The sequence below is a fragment of the Arcobacter pernae genome, from assembly GCF_049472135.1.
Taxonomy (GTDB): domain Bacteria; phylum Campylobacterota; class Campylobacteria; order Campylobacterales; family Arcobacteraceae; genus Arcobacter_B.
In genome coordinates this window covers 51,715-74,663 of record NZ_JBMOVV010000005.1, presented here as the reverse complement: position 1 = coordinate 74,663, position 22,949 = coordinate 51,715, and the positions used below count along the sequence as shown (strand labels likewise).

Annotated in this window: 17 protein-coding genes; all 17 read left to right on the top strand. The window is 26.8% G+C overall.

Going from position 1 to position 22,949, the window contains the following annotated elements; genetic code table 11:
- Positions 1–9 precede the first annotated feature (9 nt).
- The 17 genes from fliE to ACH5BF_RS07285 all read left to right on the top strand — a co-directional run bounded on the left by fliE (position 10) and on the right by ACH5BF_RS07285 (position 22,937).
- A complete protein-coding gene (fliE, locus tag ACH5BF_RS07365) occupies positions 10–306 on the top strand; it encodes a flagellar hook-basal body complex protein FliE (protein ID WP_423273569.1) in 297 nt (98 codons plus the stop codon).
- Between the two features lie 13 nt (positions 307–319).
- On the top strand, positions 320–790 hold the full coding sequence (gene flgC / locus ACH5BF_RS07360) for a flagellar basal body rod protein FlgC (protein WP_423273568.1): 471 nt from the start codon (positions 320–322) through the stop codon (positions 788–790).
- 3 nt (positions 791–793) lie between these two features.
- On the top strand, positions 794–3,358 hold the full coding sequence (fliK, locus tag ACH5BF_RS07355; RefSeq protein WP_423273567.1) for a flagellar hook-length control protein FliK: 2,565 nt from the start codon (positions 794–796) through the stop codon (positions 3,356–3,358).
- 6 nt (positions 3,359–3,364) lie between these two features.
- Entirely contained in the window at positions 3,365–4,114 is a 750-nt protein-coding gene (locus ACH5BF_RS07350; RefSeq protein WP_423273566.1) for a flagellar biosynthetic protein FliR, read from the top strand.
- A 13-nt stretch (positions 4,115–4,127) separates the two neighbouring features.
- Positions 4,128–5,183, top strand: coding sequence for a flagellar biosynthesis protein FlhB (flhB, locus tag ACH5BF_RS07345; RefSeq protein ID WP_423273565.1), 1,056 nt, complete (start codon positions 4,128–4,130; stop codon positions 5,181–5,183).
- A 3-nt stretch (positions 5,184–5,186) separates the two neighbouring features.
- A complete protein-coding gene (locus ACH5BF_RS07340) occupies positions 5,187–7,181 on the top strand; it encodes a hypothetical protein (RefSeq protein ID WP_423273564.1) in 1,995 nt (664 codons plus the stop codon).
- Positions 7,181–8,485 (top strand): flagellar protein export ATPase FliI, encoded by a 1,305-nt coding sequence (fliI, locus tag ACH5BF_RS07335; RefSeq protein ID WP_423273563.1) that lies wholly within the window; start codon positions 7,181–7,183, stop codon positions 8,483–8,485. The genes ACH5BF_RS07340 and fliI overlap by 1 nt, the downstream gene beginning before the upstream one ends.
- On the top strand, positions 8,482–9,636 hold the full coding sequence (gene flgL / locus ACH5BF_RS07330) for a flagellar hook-associated protein FlgL (protein WP_423273562.1): 1,155 nt from the start codon (positions 8,482–8,484) through the stop codon (positions 9,634–9,636). Before fliI ends, flgL begins: the two co-directional genes overlap by 4 nt.
- A 30-nt stretch (positions 9,637–9,666) precedes the next feature.
- The gene (gene flhA / locus ACH5BF_RS07325; protein ID WP_423273561.1) at positions 9,667–11,790 is read left to right on the top strand and encodes a flagellar biosynthesis protein FlhA; all 2,124 of its coding nucleotides are present in this window, start codon (positions 9,667–9,669) and stop codon (positions 11,788–11,790) included.
- Positions 11,791–11,792: 2 nt separating this feature from the next.
- Positions 11,793–13,274, top strand: coding sequence for a BatD family protein (locus ACH5BF_RS07320; protein WP_423273560.1), 1,482 nt, complete (start codon positions 11,793–11,795; stop codon positions 13,272–13,274).
- Positions 13,275–13,982 (top strand): efflux RND transporter periplasmic adaptor subunit, encoded by a 708-nt coding sequence (locus ACH5BF_RS07315; protein ID WP_423273559.1) that lies wholly within the window; start codon positions 13,275–13,277, stop codon positions 13,980–13,982.
- Positions 13,969–15,678: a molybdopterin-dependent oxidoreductase gene (locus ACH5BF_RS07310; RefSeq protein ID WP_423273558.1), complete on the top strand. Its 1,710-nt coding sequence runs from the start codon at positions 13,969–13,971 to the stop codon at positions 15,676–15,678. Before ACH5BF_RS07315 ends, ACH5BF_RS07310 begins: the two co-directional genes overlap by 14 nt.
- A complete protein-coding gene (locus ACH5BF_RS07305; protein ID WP_423273557.1) occupies positions 15,665–16,846 on the top strand; it encodes an MFS transporter in 1,182 nt (393 codons plus the stop codon). The genes ACH5BF_RS07310 and ACH5BF_RS07305 overlap by 14 nt, the downstream gene beginning before the upstream one ends.
- Positions 16,837–17,061 (top strand): hypothetical protein, encoded by a 225-nt coding sequence (locus tag ACH5BF_RS07300; protein WP_423273556.1) that lies wholly within the window; start codon positions 16,837–16,839, stop codon positions 17,059–17,061. The genes ACH5BF_RS07305 and ACH5BF_RS07300 overlap by 10 nt, the downstream gene beginning before the upstream one ends.
- Positions 17,062–17,069: 8 nt before the next feature.
- Positions 17,070–19,070, top strand: a complete 2,001-nt coding sequence (locus ACH5BF_RS07295; RefSeq protein ID WP_423273555.1) for a sensor histidine kinase — start codon at positions 17,070–17,072, stop codon at positions 19,068–19,070.
- 113 nt (positions 19,071–19,183) lie between these two features.
- Positions 19,184–19,750 carry a flavin reductase family protein gene (locus ACH5BF_RS07290; protein ID WP_423273554.1) on the top strand — a complete coding sequence of 189 codons (567 nt, stop codon included), beginning with the start codon at positions 19,184–19,186 and terminating at the stop codon, positions 19,748–19,750.
- A 232-nt stretch (positions 19,751–19,982) separates the two neighbouring features.
- Complete coding sequence (locus ACH5BF_RS07285) at positions 19,983–22,937, top strand: methyl-accepting chemotaxis protein (RefSeq protein ID WP_423273553.1); 2,955 nt, start codon at positions 19,983–19,985, stop codon at positions 22,935–22,937.
- Positions 22,938–22,949: the final 12 nt, after the last annotated feature.

Sequence of the window (22,949 nt, the reverse complement as noted above, 5' to 3'; positions counted from 1 at the left end):
GGATTATAAATGAAAATATCTTCAATAGCAGACTCAATAAATCCACTAACATTAAATACTAATACAAATGTTGATACAAAAAAAGATTCAACATTTTCAAATATGTTAAATGATGCAGTTTCAGAAGTAAATAAAGAACAACTTCAAGGGTATAAAGCTATGGAAGAAATAGCTACTGGTAAGGTTACAAATCTTCAACATGCAGTTCAACAAATTGAAGAAGCTGAACTTTCTATGAAACTTGGATTAGAAGTTAAAAATAAAGCTTTAAATGCATATAAAGAAGTTATGAGAATGCAAATATAATTAGGAGTTAGCAATGGGTTTTTTTGATGGATATAATGTAGCTACTTCTGGTATGAGTGCTCAAAGAACTAGAATAAATGTTACAAGTGCAAATATAGCTAATGCTAAAACAACTCACACTGAACAAGGTGGACCTTATAAGAAACAAGAAGTAGTTTTTGAAGATATTTTACTTGGTAAAACAAATACTAAAAATAATAGTGCACAAACTTTAGATAAAATGAATAGTAAAGAACAAACAGAAGTAGCATTAAGAGGAGTAGGTGTTAAATCTATCGTTGAATCTGATGCTCAACCTGTAATGAGATTTGAACCAAATCATCCAGATGCAAATGAAGATGGATATGTTGCTTATCCTGATATTAATCCTGTAATTGAGATGGTTAATTTAGTTGAAGCTATGAGATCTTATGAATCAAATGTTGCTGCATTTAATACACATAAGAACATAGATACTAAAACATTAGATATATTGAAAGCATAGATTATGAGTAAACAAGTTGATTTTTTAGCAAAACAAACAAGTGTTAATGATACATCTTCATCAAGTAAAACATCTTTAAAAGGTGAAAAAAAAGAAGGTGCTTCACTTTTTGATTCTATGTTAAGTGGCTTAAAAGAAGAAGCTAAGAATAATAGTTCTTTAGAGGAAAATAAAGTAAATTCTAATTCTTCTAAAGAGTTATCATCTGCTAAAGATGAAACAATATCTACTAAATCAACACAAACTGTAGAGTTTAAAGATGAAATAAAAAATAGTGATAAAAATATTTCAAATGAAAAAACTGAAAATAAGCAAAATAGTTTAGATACTTCAAAAAATAAAGAGTCTTTAACTAATACTGAAAAAACTTTAGAAAAAAGTGAGACATTAAATCCAACAAAATCTTCTAATTCTTTATTGGATAGGTTAATTGTAGAGGCTAAAAAAGAAGCAAAAAATAGTGAAAATTCAAATATTGATAATAAATCAAAAAATGAGACAAAAAATAAAGATAATTCTTTAACTCAAACAGAAGACAATAAAACTGATAAAAAGTTATTATCTGAAAATAATAGTTCTAAAAAAGAGCTTGAAATTTCTAAAACAGATAGTAAAGAAGATACAAAATCTAGTGATGATACAAAGCAATTAGAAGTATCTTCAAAAGATAAAAAAGATGATAATCAAAAAGTTTCAAAAGAATTAGAACAAAATAAAAGTGAAACTAGTTTAGCAAAGACTGATAAAAAAAGTGATGAAACTTTAACTACTGAAACTATTAGTGAGTCAAAAAAAGATAAAAACACTAAAGAAACAAGTCCTTTAAACGATTCTAAACCAGTTTCATTAAATAATAGTGAAAATAAAACTAATCAAAATACTAAAGAAGATTCAGTTAAGAATAGTGTAGAAAATAAAAATGAACCTAATAATTTAGAAAATAAAAAAGATACTAGTAAAAATAGTGATCTAAAAGTTGAAACAAAAGAGATTAAATCTTCAGTAGAGTCAACTGATGAAACAAAAGAAAAAGAATCTGCTATAGATGATAAAAAGCTTATAAAAGATAAAGAAAATATAAACAACACTACTAAACAAAGTGATAATATACCTGATGAAATATCTAAAGATAAAGAAGTTAGTTTATTAAATAGTGAACAAAAATCTACTACTCAATCAAATAGTAATAACACAGAAAAAACAAGTTTAGATACACAAGTAAAAAATCAAACTACTGAAACTGTAAGTATAATAGATTCTAAGAAAAATGAAACTAAAGAAACTTCAATATCATTGAATCAAAATAGTTTAAAAGAAGAAGACACTAATTCTCAAATAAAAGATAAAACTGATAATCTTAATTTAAATAAGAATATTAAGGAAGAAAATAGTAGTTTAAAAAGTGAAAATAAAGAATCTCAATCTTCTAATTTGTCAAATGTTGAAGTTAAAAATGAAAAAGTTGCAAAAGATTTAGCTTCATTAAATACAAAAGATAACAATGAAAGTTTAAATGTATCAAAAAAAGAGCTTGAGCAATCAGTTTTAAATACTAAAACTCCTGAAAAGAAAGAAGAAAAATCTTTACTAGATAAACTGGTAGAAGAGTCTAAGTTTTTAGATGAGAAGAAAACTTTAGGTGATACAAAAGCAAATAATGAAGTTTCTAAAAATGATTCAACATCTGCTGTAAAAAATAGCAATGACTCAAAAGATTTCTTAACAAATATTTATTTAAGTACTCAAAGAAGTAATGCAAATAAAAGCTCTTTAGCAAATAAGGCTGAAGCTTTAAACCAAGTTAAAGATGCAAAAAATGTAGAAGATGTAAAAGAGGGTGCTAAAAAACTTGATATTGGTTTAGAAAAAGTTGATGTTGAAGTAACTAAGTCTGAGCAAACTAAAGTTAGTGAAACATTAGTTAGTGATAGAAGAAGTTTCTTAGATAGACTTGCTATAAGTAATAGTGTTAAGCAAGATGAAATTAGAAATATAATCAATAAAAGTATTGAAAATAGTAATAATATTGCAAAAGCTACTGAAACATTAGTTTCTACTTCAACTTCAACTTCAACTGATAAAATAGAACAAGAAGTTACTCTTAATATAAATCCTTCTTTAGCACAAAGTATACAAGCAAGAATAATTGGTGCAAGACAACAAATGTCAACTATGATGTCAGATGTTGCAAGACAAATGTATGAGAACTACAAACCACCAGTAACTGCATTTAGAATTAATTTAAATCCAGCTAACTTAGGAACAATTGCAATTATTATGAAAAGTGATAAAGATAATGCGATTAGTATTAGTATGAATATCTCTAATAACTCTACATTAGAAGCTTTTGTGGATAGTCAAAATGGATTAAAAAATGCATTAAATAAGACATTTAGTGAAGATACAACATTTAATTTAGATTTTAACTCAAATGAAAATAATCAAAGCTCATCTAATAATCAAAATAGTAATCAAAACTCTAATGCTCAAAGTAATGCAGATACAAGAACTATTTTAGAATCAAGAGAAAATAATAAAACTGACGATAAAAACTTAGATTATATGTAGTATTTAATGGAAGCCTTTCTATCATTATTAAATGAAAATATAGTTTATGAATTTTTATTGTTGCTTGCTAGGATTTTAGCATTTGTAGCTTTTATGCCAATATTTGGTGATGCTGCTGTTAGTGTAAGAATAAGAATTGCTTTTGCTTTTTATATTACAGTTTTTCTTTTTCCTGTTGTAAATGTTACAACAGCAATTACCCAAGAAACTTTTATTATTGGATTAATTTCTGAAATTACGCTAGGTGCTATAGCTTCTTTATTTTTCCAAATAATGTTTGCAGCTGTTAGAATTATTGGTGATTTTGTTGGATATTCAACAGCTTTATCTATGGCAATGATGTTTGACCCTTCAACAGGTTCTCAAGAGGGTTTAGTTTCTAGACTTTTATATTGGATTATTATTGCATTGTTTTTCCAAACAGGTATGTATGAAATGACAATTGTAATGTTGGTAAAGAGTTTTTCTATGGTTCATTTAGGCTCTTTTGATATATTCTCATATAATGGAATTCAATTGGCAATTGATGAAATAAAAAGAATGTTTACTTTTGCATTTGCATTTGCTTTGCCTCTATTTTTTATTGGATTTATTATGGATTTATATTACGGATATGGAACGAAATCAATGCCAGCATTTTCACCTTTTGTTATTACTTTTCAGATGAAATTTGGTTTGATTTTTTTATTTTTAATGTTTGGAATGGAAGTATTTACAGAAACTTTTACAGAGTACTTTCTTTCAAAGTTTCAATAGGTAGGATTAGTTCATGGCTGATGATGAAGACGAAAAAACCGAAGAACCCACGCCCAAGAAGATAGAAGACGCCAAAAAAGAAGGAAATGTCGCTAAGTCTATGGAAGTTACAGGGGCAGCTATACTGTTCTTTGGTTCTTTATACTTGTTGTTTTTTTCATCATCTGCAATGTTTGAAATAAAGAAGCTTATGATGTATTGTTATAACCTCATAGGTCAAGAAATGGATGGTAGTATTTTTTATTCGCTGACCTATTCAGTAACAATGGCAACATTTAAAGCTTTAGCGCCAATTTTCATTTTGGTTTTTATTTTGTCGTTGATATTTAACTGGATTCAATTTGGAATGATTGTTACACCTATAAAATTGGATTTACAAAAGCTTGATCCAATTAAAGGAATGAAAAATGTATTTGGTTTAAAAAAGTTAATTGAAGCATTTAAATTAACAGTTAAACTAATAATAATCATGATTGTAATGGTTATTCTTTTTTTATTTACTGGTGAAATGATGCTTGCTATGATGGATCAAGAAACTCTAGGTACTATAAATACTATGATAGAGTTAACAAGTTACTTTTTAGCAGCCATATTACTTATTATAATTATTTTTGCTATAATTGATTTTTATTTTACACGACACTATTATATGAAATCTCTTAGAATGAGTAAGCAAGAGATTAAAGATGAATTTAAAAATATGGATGGAGATCCTCAAGTAAAAGGTCGTATTAGAAGAATACAGATGCAAATGGCACAAAAAAGAATGATGTCAGATGTACCTGATGCAGATGTTGTAATAACAAATCCAACTCATTATGCAATTGCAATGAAATACGATAATAGTGTAGATGCAGCACCTAAGATGATAGCAAAAGGGATAGATTTCTTAGCAATAAAAATAAAAGATATTGCAAAAGAGAATGATATTCCAATAATTGAAAATCCAGCATTAGCTAGGGCTTTATATGATCAAATAGATGTTGACCAAGAAGTTCCAAGTGAATTTTATAAAACATTAGCAGAAATTTTCTCTTATGTTTATGAGTTAAAAAAGACTAAAAGGTAGATTTTGAAATTTTTAATTGTATTTTTTTTATTAATAAACTTTTTATATGCAAAGAAGGATTTTTATTATAGTTTTATAAACTCTTCTGGAATACAAATCTCAGAACAGAGAAAACAAGAGATTAGTGATGGTTTTGATTTAATTAAAAATGCAAGACTAATGGCTAAAGATGGTAAAGTTGATGAAGCCTATGCACAAATAAAAAGTTTTAAAGATAAAAATAAATTAAAAGTTTTAAACTCTGATATTGTTATTCTTTATAGTGAATTGTCTTTAAAAAAAGAGTCAAAAAGATTTATTATTGATGCAGCGAAAGTTTTAGAAGAGGCTATTAATTCTGCACAAATTAACGAGTATGATTTACCAAGGGCTTATGAGTTACTAGTTGATTTAAAACTTCAATCAAACAGGTCAAAAGATGCTAAATATTTTGCTGAGATAATTGTAAATAACTTTAGTGATAAGATAGTTCAAACTAGAGGTAAAATAGCACTTGCAAAGGTTCATAAATATCAAAAAGAACCAAATATGGCAATTAGAATCTTATATGAAATCCTAGCAAAAACAAAAGATAAAGAGGTTGCTACGATAGTTGCAAATGAGCTTTTTGACTTATATATTTTTACAGAAGAGTATGAAAAAGCTAATGAGCTGATTTCTCAAGTTTTAAAGAATAATATTGATTTTTATGCAAACGACTCTTACTTAGCAAATAAAAAGATTACAAAATTAATAAATGCTGGAATGCCTGAACATGCTGCAAATATTTTAAAAGAGCTTTTAAATAGAACTACAAAAGAAGAGTCTATTGAGGATTTTAAGTTTAAATTAGCCAATACATATATGCTTATGTATGATAGAACAAATTATTATTTAGAAAAAGCAAAGCAATTATATACTGATATAATTAATGATTATTCTCAAGGTGCATATTTAGATAAATCAAAAATGTTTATTGATGAAATATTAATGAGACAAAATATTTTAAAAACAACTGTTATTTCTCAAAAATATGAAAACTCAGAATCCATGCAACAAAAAGCTTTATTACAAGAGTTATTAAATGAAAAAGAAGCTAAAAGATTTGATGATATTCTAAGAAAAAAGAAAATATATAAAACTATTTCTGATAGTATTGCAAAAAGATTTGGATATGAATCAATGAATGCAATTTTTGATGAGGTAAATATCGAGCGAATTAAAATGCTTTTAAATAATGACCAATGTTTTGCTCTAAATGAAGCCTTACATACTTCAAGAAGCTCAACTTTAGAGCGTTTAATTGAAGATGATAGTGTTAAGTTTAAATTCTTTCAATGTTTAATTGATGTTCCATATGAAAGAGCATATACTCAAATTAAAAATACATTTAATACAAGTAGAGATGGTAATATTTATTTATATTTAGAAAAAATGGCATTATCTTTAAATCTTTTTGATGATGCTCTTGATTTTTCTGCAAAAGTAGAGATGGTTAATGATAAAAATATTTTAGCTCAAGAGTTTTTGACAAGATATAAAATTATTAAATTACAAAATGATAGTTTAGCTCTTGATAAATTTTTCTCTTATGCTTTAAGAAATAATGCATTTATAGAAAAAAATAAGAATAATCCTTTGATTGTTGATTTTTACTATGATTACTATTTTTATTTATTGAAACATTCAAAAAAAGATAAAGCAGTAGAGATTTTAAATGCTCTATATGATAAGCAAAAAGAGATTAAAGCGTATATTTACTCTCCTGATGTTGAAATGGCATTAGCTAAATTAGAAGAAGATACAAATAATATTGAAAAATCAAAACAGTTTTTACTTGAAGGTTTAGAAAATACGAGAAGAATTAAACCAAATGATGAAGTAAAAATCTATTATGATTTAATCAATATTTATGATTTACAAAATAATAAAGCAAAAAAACAAGAATATATTACAAGATGTAAAGAAGTTGAGGGAACTGTTGATAGTTTATATAAAAAAATGTGTGATGAGATGTAATGGATTTAGATAAGTTAATTAGTAGTATTGAATCAAGTGATTTATCTATAGCTTTTGGAAGAATTAAAAATATTTCAAGTACAACAGTTACCGCAACTGGTTTAGAAGTTGCCGTTGGGGATATTGTCAAAATTGAATCAGTTCAGCATTTATATACGGTTTTAGGAATGGTTGCTTCTATTAATGGAAGTGATTTTACAATTGTTCCTTTTTCTTTTATTGATGGATTTAGGATACATGATAAGGTTTATTTACAAAAAGAAGGTTTATCTGTTAAATGTGGATATGGTCTTTTAGGAAGAGTCGTAAATGCTTTAGGTGAACCTATTGATGATAAAGGAAAAATAAAAGATTTACATGAAAATTCTGCTATTAATAAACTCTCTATGGCTCCTTTAGATAGAGGAATTATTGATGAGCGATTTTCAACTGGTGTTAAAGCAATTGATTCAATGTTAACAGCAGGAAAAGGTCAAAAAGTAGGTATTTTTGCAGGTTCTGGTGTTGGTAAGTCTACGCTTATGGGAATGGTTGTAAAAGGTTGTGAAGCTCAAATAAAAGTTGTTGCTCTTATAGGGGAAAGAGGTAGAGAAATACCTGAATTTATTCACTATAATCTTGATAATAATTTAGAAAATACAGTAATTGTAGCTGCAACTTCAGATGAATCAGCACTTATGAGAAAATATGGAGCTTTTACGGCTATGGCAATTGCTGAGTATTTTAGAGATAAAGGTCATGATGTTTTACTTATGATGGACTCAGTTACAAGATTTGCTATGGCTCAAAGAGAAATAGGATTAAGTACTGGTGAACCACCAGTAAGTCGTGGTTATCCACCTTCTGTTTTTGCTTTACTTCCTCAACTTATGGAGCGAGCTGGTAATAATGATAAAGGTTCATTAACAGCATTTTTTACTGTACTTGTTGATGGGGATGATATGAATGACCCTATTGCTGATCAAAGTAGATCTATTTTGGATGGTCATATAGTTTTAACAAGAGAGTTAACAGAACAAGGCTTTTATCCTCCTATAAATCTGTTAAAATCAGCTTCAAGGGTAATGGATAAAGTTGTTGACAAAGAGCATTATAATGGCTTTTTAAAGTTAAAAAGAGTATTATCATTAATAAAAGAGAATGAAGTTTTAGTTAGAGTAGGTGCTTATAAACCTGGAATGGATCCAGAATTAGATGAAGCAATGGCTAAAAAAGAGCGAATTAGAGAGTTTTTAACTCAAGGTACACAAGAACGGTATAACTTCAATGAAATTATACAGATGTTCAGAAAGGTATTACAATGATAAATCAAACAGAAATTACATTACATAGATTAGATAAACTTAATGCCGAACAACAAAGAATATCTTATCAAACAAGTACTGGTAAAAAGATAGATGATGGTAGTGATGATGCAGTTTTATTTACTAGACAAATTTTTGTTGAAGATAAAATTAGAACTTTTGAAGGTATTCAAGATCAGTTAAATAAAACAACAGTTCATAATAACGTTTCAGATTCAGCAATAGGAGAAATTAAAACTCTATTAGAACAAGTAAAAAGCGAACTTTTAAAGGCTAATACTGATACTACTACTGATGAAGGTAAGAAAGCAATTGCAGTTAGTATTGCAGGTGTTAAGCAAAATATTTTAGATTTAGCTAATACAAAAATTGATGGAGAGTATTTATTCTCAGGATCAGACTCATCAATTGCATCTTTTACAGAAGACCCAGTAACAGGGAAAGTTTCTTATAATGGAGATAACCACTTAAGAAAAATTGCTGTAGATGAAGGTTCATATAGAGAAAAAGGTGTAAATGGTTTTGATATGATGATGTTTTCAACTGATATCGCTACAAAAGCTGATACTTTAGAGTTTTCAACATCTCAAAGAATAGTGGATCAAGATGGTTTTGAATGGAAACCAGACTCACTTACAACTCCTACTAAATTAGTAAGGTATGATTTTAATGGAAACCCAACAACTGATGAGTTAACAGTATCAGCAAATGGTGGAGCAAACGCAGCAAAATTTCCTTATCAAGTTACAACACCAAATGTAGATGGTACTAAGTTTGAAGCTAAGACAAATATTTTTGATGAAATAGATAATGTTGTAAATGCTTTAAATAAAGTTGATTCTAATGGAAATCCTGTAAGTGATGCAGTAGCAGATGCTGCTTTAACTGAAGGATTAGAAAATATTAATAGTGCATTTGATGCAGTAAACGTTGCCCATGCAGAATTAGGTGGAAGAAATAGAGTTTTTGAAATTTCTGAAGAAAAAGTTTCTGCAAAATTAACACAATACAATATCTTATTTCAAGAAATTGGAGCAGCTGATTTATCAAAAGTTGCAGTTGAAGCAAAGGCTTTAGAATTAACTTTTACAGCTTTATATTCAACAATTAATAAAACTAATGAATTATCATTAGTTAATTTTATTAGATAGTTATTTTAAATTAAAAAGTTAAAGTCGTAAATGAACATAAGAAAGATATTATCGAAAGATTTATTTGTAGTTGCACTATTTGTTGCAATATTAGTAATTATTATTGTTCCCTTATCAAAAGGGATTCTAGACTTTTTTTTGGTAATATCTTTATCTTTATCTTTATTAATTTTATTAATTTCATTATATATTCATAAGCCATCTGATTTAACAACTTTTCCTACAATAATACTTATTTTAGCGCTATTTAGGCTATCCTTAAATATAGCAACTACCAGATCAATTTTAAGTGAGGGACATAATGGTCCAGATGCCGTAAGTTCAATTATCTCCGCCTTTGGAGAGTTCGTTGTTGGTGGTAATATGGTTATTGGTGTTATTGTATTTATTATTTTAGTACTTATTAACTTTATGGTTGTAACAAAAGGTGCAACAAGGGTTGCAGAAGTTACTGCTAGATTTAACCTTGATTCTATGCCTGGTAAACAAATGGCAATTGATGCAGACTTAAATGCTGGTTTTATCGATGATAAGCAAGCACAAGAAAGAAGAAAAGCTTTAATTTCAGAAGCAAACTTTTATGGAGCAATGGATGGATCTTCTAAGTTCGTAAAAGGTGATGCTGTTGCTGGTATTATCATTACTTTAGTAAACTTAATTGGTGGTTTATTAATTGGACTTTTCCAACATGATATGAGTGTTAGTGAGAGTGGTGAGATTTATACAATTTTAACTATTGGTGATGGTTTAGTTGCTCAAATACCTGCACTTATTTTATCAACTGCTACTGCAATTATTATTACAAGATCAAATATGGATGAAGATAGATTTGCAAATCAATCTGTAATGCAACTTGTAAAAGATTCAAAAGCTTTAGTACTAGTTGGTATTGGTATGATTCTTTTTGGTTTTGTTCCAGGTTTCCCCACTGGTATCTTAATTGTAATGGGTGGAATTTTAATATTTATTGGATACACAATAAATATGATTGAAAATGAGCAAGAAAATGCTATTACAAGATTCTTCCAAACAAAACCAGAAGAGACTAAGTCTAAAACTAAAATGACTGATGATATTGAGACTATTAAAGAGAAGAAAAAACAAGCAGCAGCTGCTAATGAAGAACAAAACATAGAAACAATTATGAAGCTTGAAGTTTTAGAGTTAAAGCTTGGAATTAGACTTCTTCAATTAGTTCAAGGAAACTCAGAGTTATTAGATAAAATCAAGGCAATTAGAAAGACAATTGCAGGTGAGTTAGGATTTATTATCCCTCAAATAAGAATTTCAGATGATGCTAATATTGGGCCAAATGAATATCAATTATATTTAAAAAGAATACCTTTAGTAAAAGGTAGAGTTGAAACAGATAAACTACTTGCTATGGGTGGATTAGGAAGTGAAAAACTAAGAGGATTAAAAGTTAAAGAACCAGTATTTAATCTTGATGCAACATGGATTTTACCTGATTTAAAAGAAGAAGCTTTAATGAAAGGATTTACTGTTGTAGATGCTCCAACTATTATTTCAACACATATTTCTGAGATTATTAAAAAACATGCAGAAGATATTATTACAAGACAAGATATAGTTGATATTGTTGATAGATTAAAAAAAGACTTTCCTATTGTTGTTGATGAAGCTATGAAGGTTACTTCTTATGGTACTTTACTTAAAGTTTGTAAAGACCTTTTACATGAAAAAATACCAATAGTTGATATGTTAACTATTATTGAAGCAATTGCTGATATTGCAGAGTTTACAAAAGCACCTGATGTTCTTTTAGAACATGTAAGGTCAAAACTTTATAGACTTATAACACAAAAGTTTGTTGATAATGATGGTATTTTACATATTGTTACTATAAAACCAGAACTTGAACAACAATTTATTGGAAAACTGCAAGACCAACATGGTGCAACACAACTTATGTTATCAATTGCAGAGATTAATAATCTTGTAACACATACAAAAGATTTAATTGAACAAATAGAAGCAAAAGGATTTAGTAAAGTTGCTATGGTTGTTGACCCATCTTTAAGAAAAAGAATTTCTGAAATTTATGAGAAATTTGGTCTTCAAGTTGCAGTTTTATCTCATGCAGAATTAGACTCAAGAGCAAACTTTGCAATTGAAGGAACATTGGAGTTTTAAGAATGAAAAAAATTAGATTTATTCTTCTGTTTTTTCTATTTTTTACTACACTTTTTGCAAATGTAGATTTAAAGCTTCCTAGTAATGCAATAAAAGATGAAGCTTATATCTTTAGTATTGAAGTTCAAGGTGAAGATGTTATCTTTCCAAAAATTGAAGAGATTTCTGGATTTAAAGTAAGTACCATTTCAAATTCAAGTTCTACTTCAATTATTAATTCAAAAATTAGTAAAAAAATAAAAAGAGTTTTCTCTTTTTATCCAACAAAAGATTTTATATTCCCTTCTTTAGTCTTTAATATTGATAATAAAGAGTTTAGAACACAAAAAAAAGAAGTAAAACTTGCAATGGCTTCTAAGACAAACTCTTCAATATTTGATTTTGAAATTAGTTCTAATAAGCAAGAGTTGTATGTCGGTCAGCCTTTTGAACTACTTATTCGATTTAAACATAAACTAGATATTCAAATATTAGACTTGTCATTTATAAATCCTGATTTTAAAAACTTTTGGTATAAAAAGCTTGATTATCAGAAAAGTTATGAGAGCAATGGTTTTAACATTACGGAACTAAAATTTTTACTTTTTCCTCAAAAAGATGGTGTCTTACAAATTGAGCCTTTAAGAATTGATGCCCAATATGTTGATACTTCAAATAGCCAGATCTCTTTTTTCTCAAATAGTATTTCTACAAAAAAGATATATTCAAACTTTTTGGATATAAGTGTTAAAGCATTACCAAACGGTGTTAATTTAGTTGGAAATTTTGATATAGAAACAAAAGTTAGTAAACAAAAAGTGCAAGCACTTGAAGCTGTTATATATACTATTAAAATTGAAGGAAATGGAAACTTTGAGGATATAAAAGATTTAAATTTAGATATTAAAAATGCAAAAATATATTCAAATAAAGCACAAGTTCAATCCAAATATATAGATGGCAAATATAAAGGTATTTATGAAAAAAGCTATACTATTATTTCTAATAGTTCATACACAATTCCTTCTTTTAAGTTTTCATATTTCAATAGTGATGAAGAAAGAGTTATAAACAAAGAGACTAAGAGTTTTGAAATAAGTGTGCTTGAAGATGAATCAAATCTAAATCTTGAAAAAGCTACTTTAGAAAAAGCTACAAATAGTGTAGAAAAAAAACAAGTAGAAGAGATTATAGTTAAAAGTTCATTTCAAGGTAAAATTTTATACTTTTGTTTAGGTATTATATCAACACTATTAACATTAGGTTTATATTATTATGTTATAAATTCTAAAAAATCTAAAAAGCTTGAAGATACGCCTTTGATCAAAAAGGTTAAGCAATCTAAAACTTCAAATGAACTTCTAAAGGTTTTAAGTGTTTATGTTAATAAAAATGAAGAACTTAATAGATTGATTTTTAAATTAGAAAATAAAAATGAAGATTTAGATATTTTGAAAAAAGAGATTATTAAGCTTTTAAAAAGAGTTAATTTAAAAGGATTATAAATGAGAATAGTGTTAATAAGTATATTTTTAACAGTTTCAGTTTTTGCAAGTGAATATTATGCAAAACTAGAGCCAGTACAAAGTTATAAGATCAAGTCTTCAGTTTCAGGTAAAGTTGTTTATACAAATGAAGAGATTGAAGGTAAAGAAGCAAATAATTCTTTAATTGTACAAATAGATTCAAATATTGATAAAATAGATTTAGAACAATCAAAAAACAAACTTTCTTTTATCAATGAAATGATTAATATTGAGCAAAAAAACTATGATAGATTAAGTAGGATCTCTTCGAAACCTGCTTTTGAAAAGGATTCACAAAAACTAAAAGTTGTAAATTTAAAATCATCAAAAGCTGATATCATCATAAAAATAGAGAATTTAAAAGATACAATTTCAAAAAAGAGGTTGATTGAAAAATCAAATTATATTTCAAGTATCGCAGTAAAAGAAGGGGATTATGTTAATCCTGGAACACTTTTATATGAAGCACAAGATTTATCAAAAGCTAAACTATCATTTTTTGTACCAATTTCAAGTATTGAAAATATAGAGAAAAAAGATATTTATTTAGATGGTATAAAAACAGATAAGAAAATCCATAAAGTATATAAAGTAGCTGATGAATCTCATATTTCATCATATAAAGTAGAGATTATTGTTGATAAAGTAAAAACATTTTCAAGGTTAGTAAAAATTGAGTTCAAATAATAATATAGCATGTCCATTGGACTGTTTTGATGCTTGTCAAGCACAAAAAATAGATGATAATATTAAAGGTTCTGATGAGAATATTACAAATAAAAAGTTATGTGTAAATTTTGCATCACTTTTAAAACAAGAGTATTTACAAAAGCCAATTTATAAAGGTAATGAAATATCTTTAAATGAAGCAATTGATATTTTAGTAGAGAAGTTAAAAAATACAAATCCAGAAGATACAATTTATTATAAGGGTGCAGGAAATATAGGTTTAATGCAAAAAGCACCAAAAGCTTTTTTCTCTCAATATGGTTCAGTTTTAACAAAAGGTGGCCTATGTGATGAGATTGGAAATGAAGGAATTGAGCAAGGAAGAAATGGTGTAAATATAAATCCACCTTTAGAAAAACTTCTTGAAGCTGATGTGATTATATCTTGGGGTAGAAATTTTTGTGTTACTTCTTCTCATATGTATAATCAAGTAAAAGATAAGACATTAATTACAATTGATCCAATAAAGACAAAAACAGCAAAAAAATCAGATTTACATTTACAGATAAATCCAAAAACTGATTATGAATTAGCTTTAATGTTTACAAGACTTGCTCATATGAGTAATTTAGATGATGAAGAGTTTTTAGAAGAGTATTGTGAAGGGTATGATTGGTTTTTTGATATTGCAAAAAATAGACCTTTAGTATCTTATGAAGCAACTACTGGAGTAGGTCTTGATGAGGTATATAAATTCTTTGATTTAATTGAAGGTAAAAGTGTTGCTATTATGATAGGAGTTGGTGTTCAAAAGTATTTTGAAGGTGCTCAAATTATGAGATGTATTGATTCTTTTGCTGCATATATGGGATACCATAATCCAAAAACTGCAGGTGGAGTTTGGTACTTGTCTAACTCTTCTTATGGGTATAAAGACCAATTTGAAACAAAAAGTAAGAATAAAAAGGTTTGTGTACCTGAAATGGATTTTTCAAAATATGAAGTTTCATTTATACAAGGTGCAGATCCAGTAGTTTCAAATCCTAATACTCAATCAATCATAAATGGTTTAGAAAACTCTTTTGTAGTATATTTTGGTACAACTTTTAATGAAACATGTAAGTATGCTGATTTAATAATCCCTTCATCTTCATTTTTATCAAAACTTGATGTTAGATCTTCTTATGGAAATAGACATATATCAATTAGTGATGTAATAGAAGAAAAAAATGAGAATTCTTTAAGTGAATATGAATTAACTTCAATCTTACTTGATAAGTTTGGTTTTGAAAACTTAAAAGATGAAGAAGAAATAATTGAATATTATAAAAATACTGAAGTTGACTATGAAGAGTTAGAATCATTTGAATTTATTGAAGATATAGATATTGAGCCTTTATATAAAGATAAAACAGAAGAAGACTTTTATTTAATAACAGCTAAAAAAGATGACTCTTTAAATTCTCAGTTTAAAATTGATAACAATGTTTATTTGAATAGTTCAACGGGATACAAAGACGGTGATAGTGTAAAAATATCATCTAAATATGGAGAAGCTAATTTTAGTGTTAAAATATCAGATGATATAAAAAGTAATTGTGCTTTTTTCTTTTCAGGAAATAGATCTATAAATTATCTTACACCAAATAAAGAGGATGAAGTAGCAAACTCTACAATGTTTCAAGAGGTATTAATTCAAATTGAACTATCGTGAGCTTTTTTCAAAACATAAGGTAATAAGAGACTTATCTACAGTTCAATTAATAGCTTATTTTGGAGCATGGTTCTCAAATGTAGCTATTTATACAATGCTTGTACAATTTGGCTCTTCTGAGTTTGCTATTGCTGTTGTAACAGCAATGCACTTTTTACCTGCTGTGGTGATAGCTCCATTTTCAGGTGCTATTATAGATAGATTTAAACTAAAAAATCTAATGGTTGGATTACTTAGTGTTGAACTTTTAATGACGCTATGTTTCCTTTTAATAGATGATAAAAGTGATATTTGGCTTTTATTAATTTTTATTTTTATTAGAATGACTTGTGCATCAGTATTTTTCTCAGCTGAGATGTCTCTTTTAGCAAAACTTGTAAAAGGTCCTGCTTTACAAAAAGCAAATGAGGTTCACTCAATTATTTGGTCTTTTGCATATTCAGCAGGTATGGGAATAAGTGGGCTTGTTGTAAATTATGTGGGTGTGAAAACTGCATTTATTATTGATGCAGGTTTTTTCCTTGCAGCACTTTTAGTTTTATTTAGAATAGATTTTGAAGTAAAACAAAATGAAGTACAGCATAAAATCTTTGCTATGATTAAAGATGGATTTTACTATATAAAAGAAAATCCAAAAATTATGCACTTGATTTTTTTACATGCTAGTGTGGGATTAACATCTTTTGATACATTAGTTACACTACTTGCAAAAAATGAGTATAAGTATGTAATCGCTGTTCCTTTGGCAATTGGTATTTCAAATGCTGTAAGAGCTTTAGCTTTAATGGTAGGTCCATTTTTTATATCAAAATATGTTAATAAAACAAATATACATTATTTATTAATAATTCAAGGTGTAGCAATTATCTTGTGGGGTTTAACACAACATAATTTTTATGTGTCTTTAATTTTTGTATTTATGACAGGTTTATTTACAACAGTATTGTGGTCTATTACATATGCGCTTTTACAAGAAAAATGTGATGATGAGTATTTAGGAAGAGTAATCTCATATAATGATATGTTTTTTATGATTTCATGCATAATAACTACCTTATTTATTGGATTAATGGCAACTTTAACTTCTCTTGCTATAATAACTATCGTTTTAGGGCTTGCATTTATAATGTTTGCTTTTTATTTTATTAGGATTAGAACATGGATATAAATGAAAAAGTTTTACTTTTAGGGATTTTAAAAAAAGAGAGTGATGAATCTTTAACTGATGTTGTTTTAAAACTTGAAAACAATGGTCTTTTTTCACTAAAAGAAGGAAAAAGATTATTAAAAAATTTAAAGAAAAATGAGTATATTTTAGATTCATCTTTAAGTGTAAAAGGTGAATTATTAGCAAAGCAAGTAGAGCAAGAATTTAAAATATAAGAATAAAAATGTTTAAAGAGAAACACTTAACTGGTTTAATATACATAATACCAATGGTGTTTATTATATTAACTGCTTCGATTATAACTTTTATTCATATAGAAAAAACAAACTTACAATTTGAAACAGACTACAATAAGTTAAAAAATGAGTTTTTAAATAAAGAAGAACTAAGAATTTTAACTATTGTTGAGTCTGTTGACTCTTATATAAAATTTAAAAAAGCTAGTTCTTTAAATATAATAAAAGATAGTGTTAAATCTAAAGTTGATTTTGCAAATACAGTTTTAGATGGATTATACAATAAAGAAAAAAGCTTACATAACTCAATTCAAATTGAACTTTTAAAATCTCTTAGTCAAATTGAATCAAAAGACCATGGTAAATATTTTGTTTACACTTACCAAAAAGACTCAAAACTTTTAAATGCTTCAAATAGTACAACTTTAGGTGAACCTTTATATTCAAATAAAGAGTATCTAAAAAAGTTTAATCAAATACTAGGTTCAAAGGGCTCTGGATTTATTTTATATAATGCTAATGATTCTTTAAATGATAAAAAAGAGAGTTTAAAAATATCTTATATTAAAGATTTTAAAGAGTTAAATATTGTTATTGGATATAGTGTTGATTTAAAAGAGTATGAATCAATATCTCAAAATGAAGTAATCAAGAGACTTAATCTAATGAGTTTAGGTGAAAATGGTTATATTTTTACTATTGATGATGAGTTTAGAATTATTCAATACTCAAAAAGAAATAAATATGTAAATAGAAGCTTCTTAATGTATGAAAAAAATAAAGAGGTTATTGAATCTATAAATGAGTTTATGAAAAAATCAAGAGTTCAACTATCAAATGAAAAATATAAATTTATTTGGAAAAAAATTAATGAAAATAGTTATAAACTTTATATTTTAAACTATATTGAACATTGGGATTGGCTAATTACAGTTGCTGTAAATGTAAATAATATAGATAAAAATATTGAACAGATTTTAGGTACAAGTAAAAAGAAGACAGAACAAAGTATAAAAGAGACAATTCAGATTGTTGTTGTATTTTTAGTTATAGCATTAATTATTTCATATTTTGTATCTTTAAAACTAAATCACTTATTAAAAAAACATAAGATTAGAATAGAAAGCCAGAAAAATGCATTAAGAAATATCAATGCTACTTTAGAGTTTAAAGTTGAAGAAAAAACTAAAGAGCTTGAAGAATTAAATGATAAGTTAAAAAATAGATTTAAAGAAGAAGTTAGAAAAAATAGAAAAAAAGATCAGCTTTTATATAGTCAATCAAAAATGGCATCAATGGGTGAGATGATTGGTAACATAGCACATCAATGGAGACAACCATTAAGTACTATCTCTACAATAGCAAGTGGGAACTCTTTAAAAATGGAGTTTGATATTTTGGAAAAAGATGAACTAAAAAAAGATTTTTCTAAAATAGTTGATACAACAAAACATTTATCTGATACTATTGAGGATTTTAGAAATTTCTTTCATGAAAATAAGAGTTTTGAAGAGTTTGACTTAACAGATTTACTTAAAAAGAATTTATCATTAATTAGTGCTTCTTTTCAAAATAGTTATATAACTGTGGTTGAAAACTATAATAGTGTAAAAATTAGAGCTATTAAAAATGAACTTTTACAAGCAACTTTAAATATCTTAAATAATGCAAGAGATGCCTTACTTGAAATAGAAGAATCAAAAAGATTTATTGTAATTGATATTTACAGCGATGATAAGTATGCTTATATATGTATAAAAGATAGTGCAGGTGGTGTTCCTGATGATATTAAAGATGATATATTTAAAGCTCACTTTACAACTAAAGATCAAAAAAGTGGTACAGGTATAGGTCTTTATATGACAAAGCAGATTATTGAGAAACATTTAAATGGTATTTTAAGTGTAAATAATGAAGAGTTTGTATTGGAAGAACTAGTTTATAAAGGTGCTAATTTCAAAATCTCTCTTCCCTTAGAAAGTAAATAAATAACTTTTAGAAACATAGATTTATTAAGTTTTAAAAATCATAATTAATATTTTTGTTAATCTAAATCTTTAGCTATAATCTTGTATATTCAAAAGAAAAATAAGGGAAGTAAATGATTTTAGATTATAAAGATATAAATGATTTAAACAGATACAAAATAATGTCAGGAACTGTTGTTCCAAGACCAATTGCTTGGATTGTTACGGAAGATGAAAATGGAGTTTTAAACTGTGCACCATTTTCTTATTTTATTCCTATTTCATCTAATCCAGCTTTAGTACTTGTTGCTATTGGGCAAAAAGATGATGGAACTCCAAAAGACTCACTTGCTAATATTAATAAAAGTAAAAAAGCTACTATCTGTTTTGCTAAAAAAGAGCATGCTGAACTTGTACAAAAATGCGCAACACCTTTAGATAAAGGTCAAAGTGAAATCGAAGAGTTTGAAATTGAAGTTCAAAATGTAAAAGAGGGATTCCCTCCAATGATTGCTTCATGTGAAAGTGCACTATTTTGTGAGTATTATGATACATATGAAATTCCAGGAAAAACTACACCAGTAATTTTAGAAGTTAAATATCAATTTATAGAAGATGATAAAATCAATGAAAGAAATCATGTAAATATTGATAATATTGGAAGATGTGGTGTTAAGTTTAAAGCACTAGTTGACCTATAAAACAAAAAAGAGTATTACTCTTTTTTGTAGCTTAAACTGATAAATTAATTAACTTTTTTTATAAAGACTTATTTGTTATATTTAGCATTATAAAAAACTTTTTTTCAACTTTCTTAATAATAAATAACTCACTAATAATATCTTGATTACATTACGGTTACAGAGAAATAACCGTTAAATATCTATTGATATATTTTATACTATAGTACAAAAAATATACTTTGGAGATGTAATGAATAAAATAAAATTGCAAAATAAGATACTACTTATTTTAGTACTGCCCATAATTAGTATTATTGTTTTATCTGCAATGATTCTTGAAAGAGAGTACAATATAAAAAAATCAACTCTGACTACGCAAGAGTATTTGAATTTTAATATTAAAGTAAGTAGCTTATTAGATGAATTTCAAAAGGAAAGATATTATTCTTTAGTTTATGTTTCTTCTTATGGAAATAGTTTTAAAACTGAACTTCAATCTCAAAAGAGTAAAACTATAGAAAACCTTGAAAAATTTAATAAATTTATTGAGAATTTTGATTCTTCTAAATATGGTATTAAAATAGAAAATAATTTAGAAGAGTTAAAAAAAGAGTTATCAACTTTAATAGATTTTAGAAAAAAGATTGTTCAAAATCAAGTTGACTCAACAAAAGTTAGAAATTATTATGACTCACTAAACGATAGACTTTTATCTTTTTTAGATGAGTTAGTGACTTTTTCTAATAATGGTGAGTTATCAAAATATTCACAACTATTAGTATCTTTATCAAATACAAAAGATAAAGCTTATGAAGAGTCTTTAATTCTTAGAAATATTTTTGAGGTTGCTTCTGTCTCTAGTGAAGATGGTTTTAGATTTGGCTCATTAGTCTCTTCTCAAAATACATATCTAAATACTTTTGAGAAGTTAGCTTTTGAAGAAGAGTCTAAGAAATTAGAAGAGTTTTTAAAATCAAATGAAAATAGTGAAGTTGAAAAGTTTAGAGAATTAGTAACTATAAAAAATAGTAAAGAGAGTCTTTTAACTGAAATAAAAGAACTTGCTGGATATGGTGGCTTGATACATAATTTCAAAAACTATGTATTAAGAGGTGATTTAGATAATTATAAAAAATTTGAACAATATCATGTATCTATTATTAGAAAGTTAAAAGCATATAATAGAATAAAAGGTGTAACAAGAGCAGAAAAAAAGCTAATTAAGAAAATAAAAAGAGTATTTGATTCATATTTATTAATGGCTTCGGAAATTCAAGCTTTAAGACAGCAAGAACAAACAATTGAGCAAATAGATGAGTATGTTCAAGTTGATGATTCACAAGCTTTAAAAGCTTTAAGTGAATTGTCTAAAAATATATATGGTTCAGATTTGAAAAAATGGGATGAGGTTTCTTTAAAAAGAATTGAGAAATTAAGTAGCTTAGAAAAAAGTATTGTTTCAAAACTTTCTAATATTATTGATGAAAAGATTGCAACAATTAATCAAGACTTTTCTTTATTAATTGCTTCAATTATTTTAGTTCTATTTTTAGTGTTTGCATCAGTGTTCTTTATGACAAGAAAAATAGTTGGTTCGCTTAAAGAGTTTAAACAAGGTTTAGAGTATTTCTTCTTGTATGTTATAAGACAAAAAGAGTATTTAAAACCAATGGAAGTTAAAGGTAGTGACGAATTTGCTTTAATGACAAAAGATATGAATGAACAAATTGTAAAAATAAGAGATATTATTGAGCAAGATAGAAAGGTTGTAAGTGAACTTGCAGATGTAGCACAGAAAACTTCAAATGGATTCTTACAATATCAAATAAAACAACATGGAGCTACAGCTGAGGTTGAATCATTAAGAGTAAGTATCAATGATATGATATTAAATACTAGTTCTAAAGTTGCAAATATAAATAAAATTCTTGATGGATATGCAAAAGGTGCATATGATACAAGATTAAATGAAGATGAGAAAGAGGGCTTATATGGTGACTTTGGAACACTATTTGCAGGTTCTGTTTTATTAGGACAATCAATATCACAACTAATTGCAATGATTACAAATGCAGGAAGAGAACTTGAGTCAAATACAATTACTTTAAGTCAATCTTCTCAGAATCTATCAACTAGTGCAAATGAGCAAGCATCATCTTTAGAAGAAACAGCAGCTTCAATTGAGCAAATTACAACTAATATGCAATCAAGTAGTAAAGATGTAGAAAAAATGCTTACTATTTCTGATGAGCTAAATAATACAGCAAGAACAGGAAATGAGTTAGCATCAAAAACTTCCCAATCTATGGATGAAATTAATGATAAAGTAACAGCAATCAATGAAGCAATTAGTGTTATTGATAAAATTGCATTCCAAACAAATATCTTATCTTTAAATGCAGCCGTTGAAGCAGCAACTGCTGGTGAAGCAGGGAAAGGTTTTGCTGTTGTTGCACAAGAAGTAAGAAACCTTGCAAGTAGAAGTGCTGAAGCTGCAAATGAGATTAAGGCTTTAGTTGAAGATGCCACACTAAAATCAAATGAAGGTAAAAATATTGCTAATAACATGATAAAAGGTTATGATGAACTATCTTCAAAAATTGTTGATACTAAAAATATTATTGATAATGTAAGTTTAGCAATAAAAGAGCAAGAAAGTGGAATGGTTCAAGTTAATGCAGCCGTGGCACATCTTGATAAAATGACACAAGAAAATGCTTCAACATCAGCAAATATTGGACAATTATCAAATGAAGTTGCCCAACTTTCATCAAGACTTTTAGGAATTACTAAAAAGACTAAAATTACAGATAAATATTATGATATGGTTGATGATATTGATTTAATTCAACAAATCTCAAAATATAAAAACAATAATATTAATCTTAAAAAAGAGTATTATAAAGAATTAAATAGATTTACGCATATTGATGTAGTAAAAAATGAAGATACAGAACTTGGTAGATGGATTATTGATAGTGAATCAAAAAATATGCACTATACAAGTACAACTCAATGGAGAAATCTAAAAGTTAAAAAAGAGAATTTCCATACACTAATGCAAGAGTTTATGGATTTAAATGCTTCAAATGCAAGTAATGATGAATTAAAAGAAAAAGCAAAAGATATTGAATATATTACAGGTGAATTATTTGGTTGTCTAAATGATATAGCTGTAGTTAATACAAACTATTTAAGAAAGTAGTATAAAAGGAGT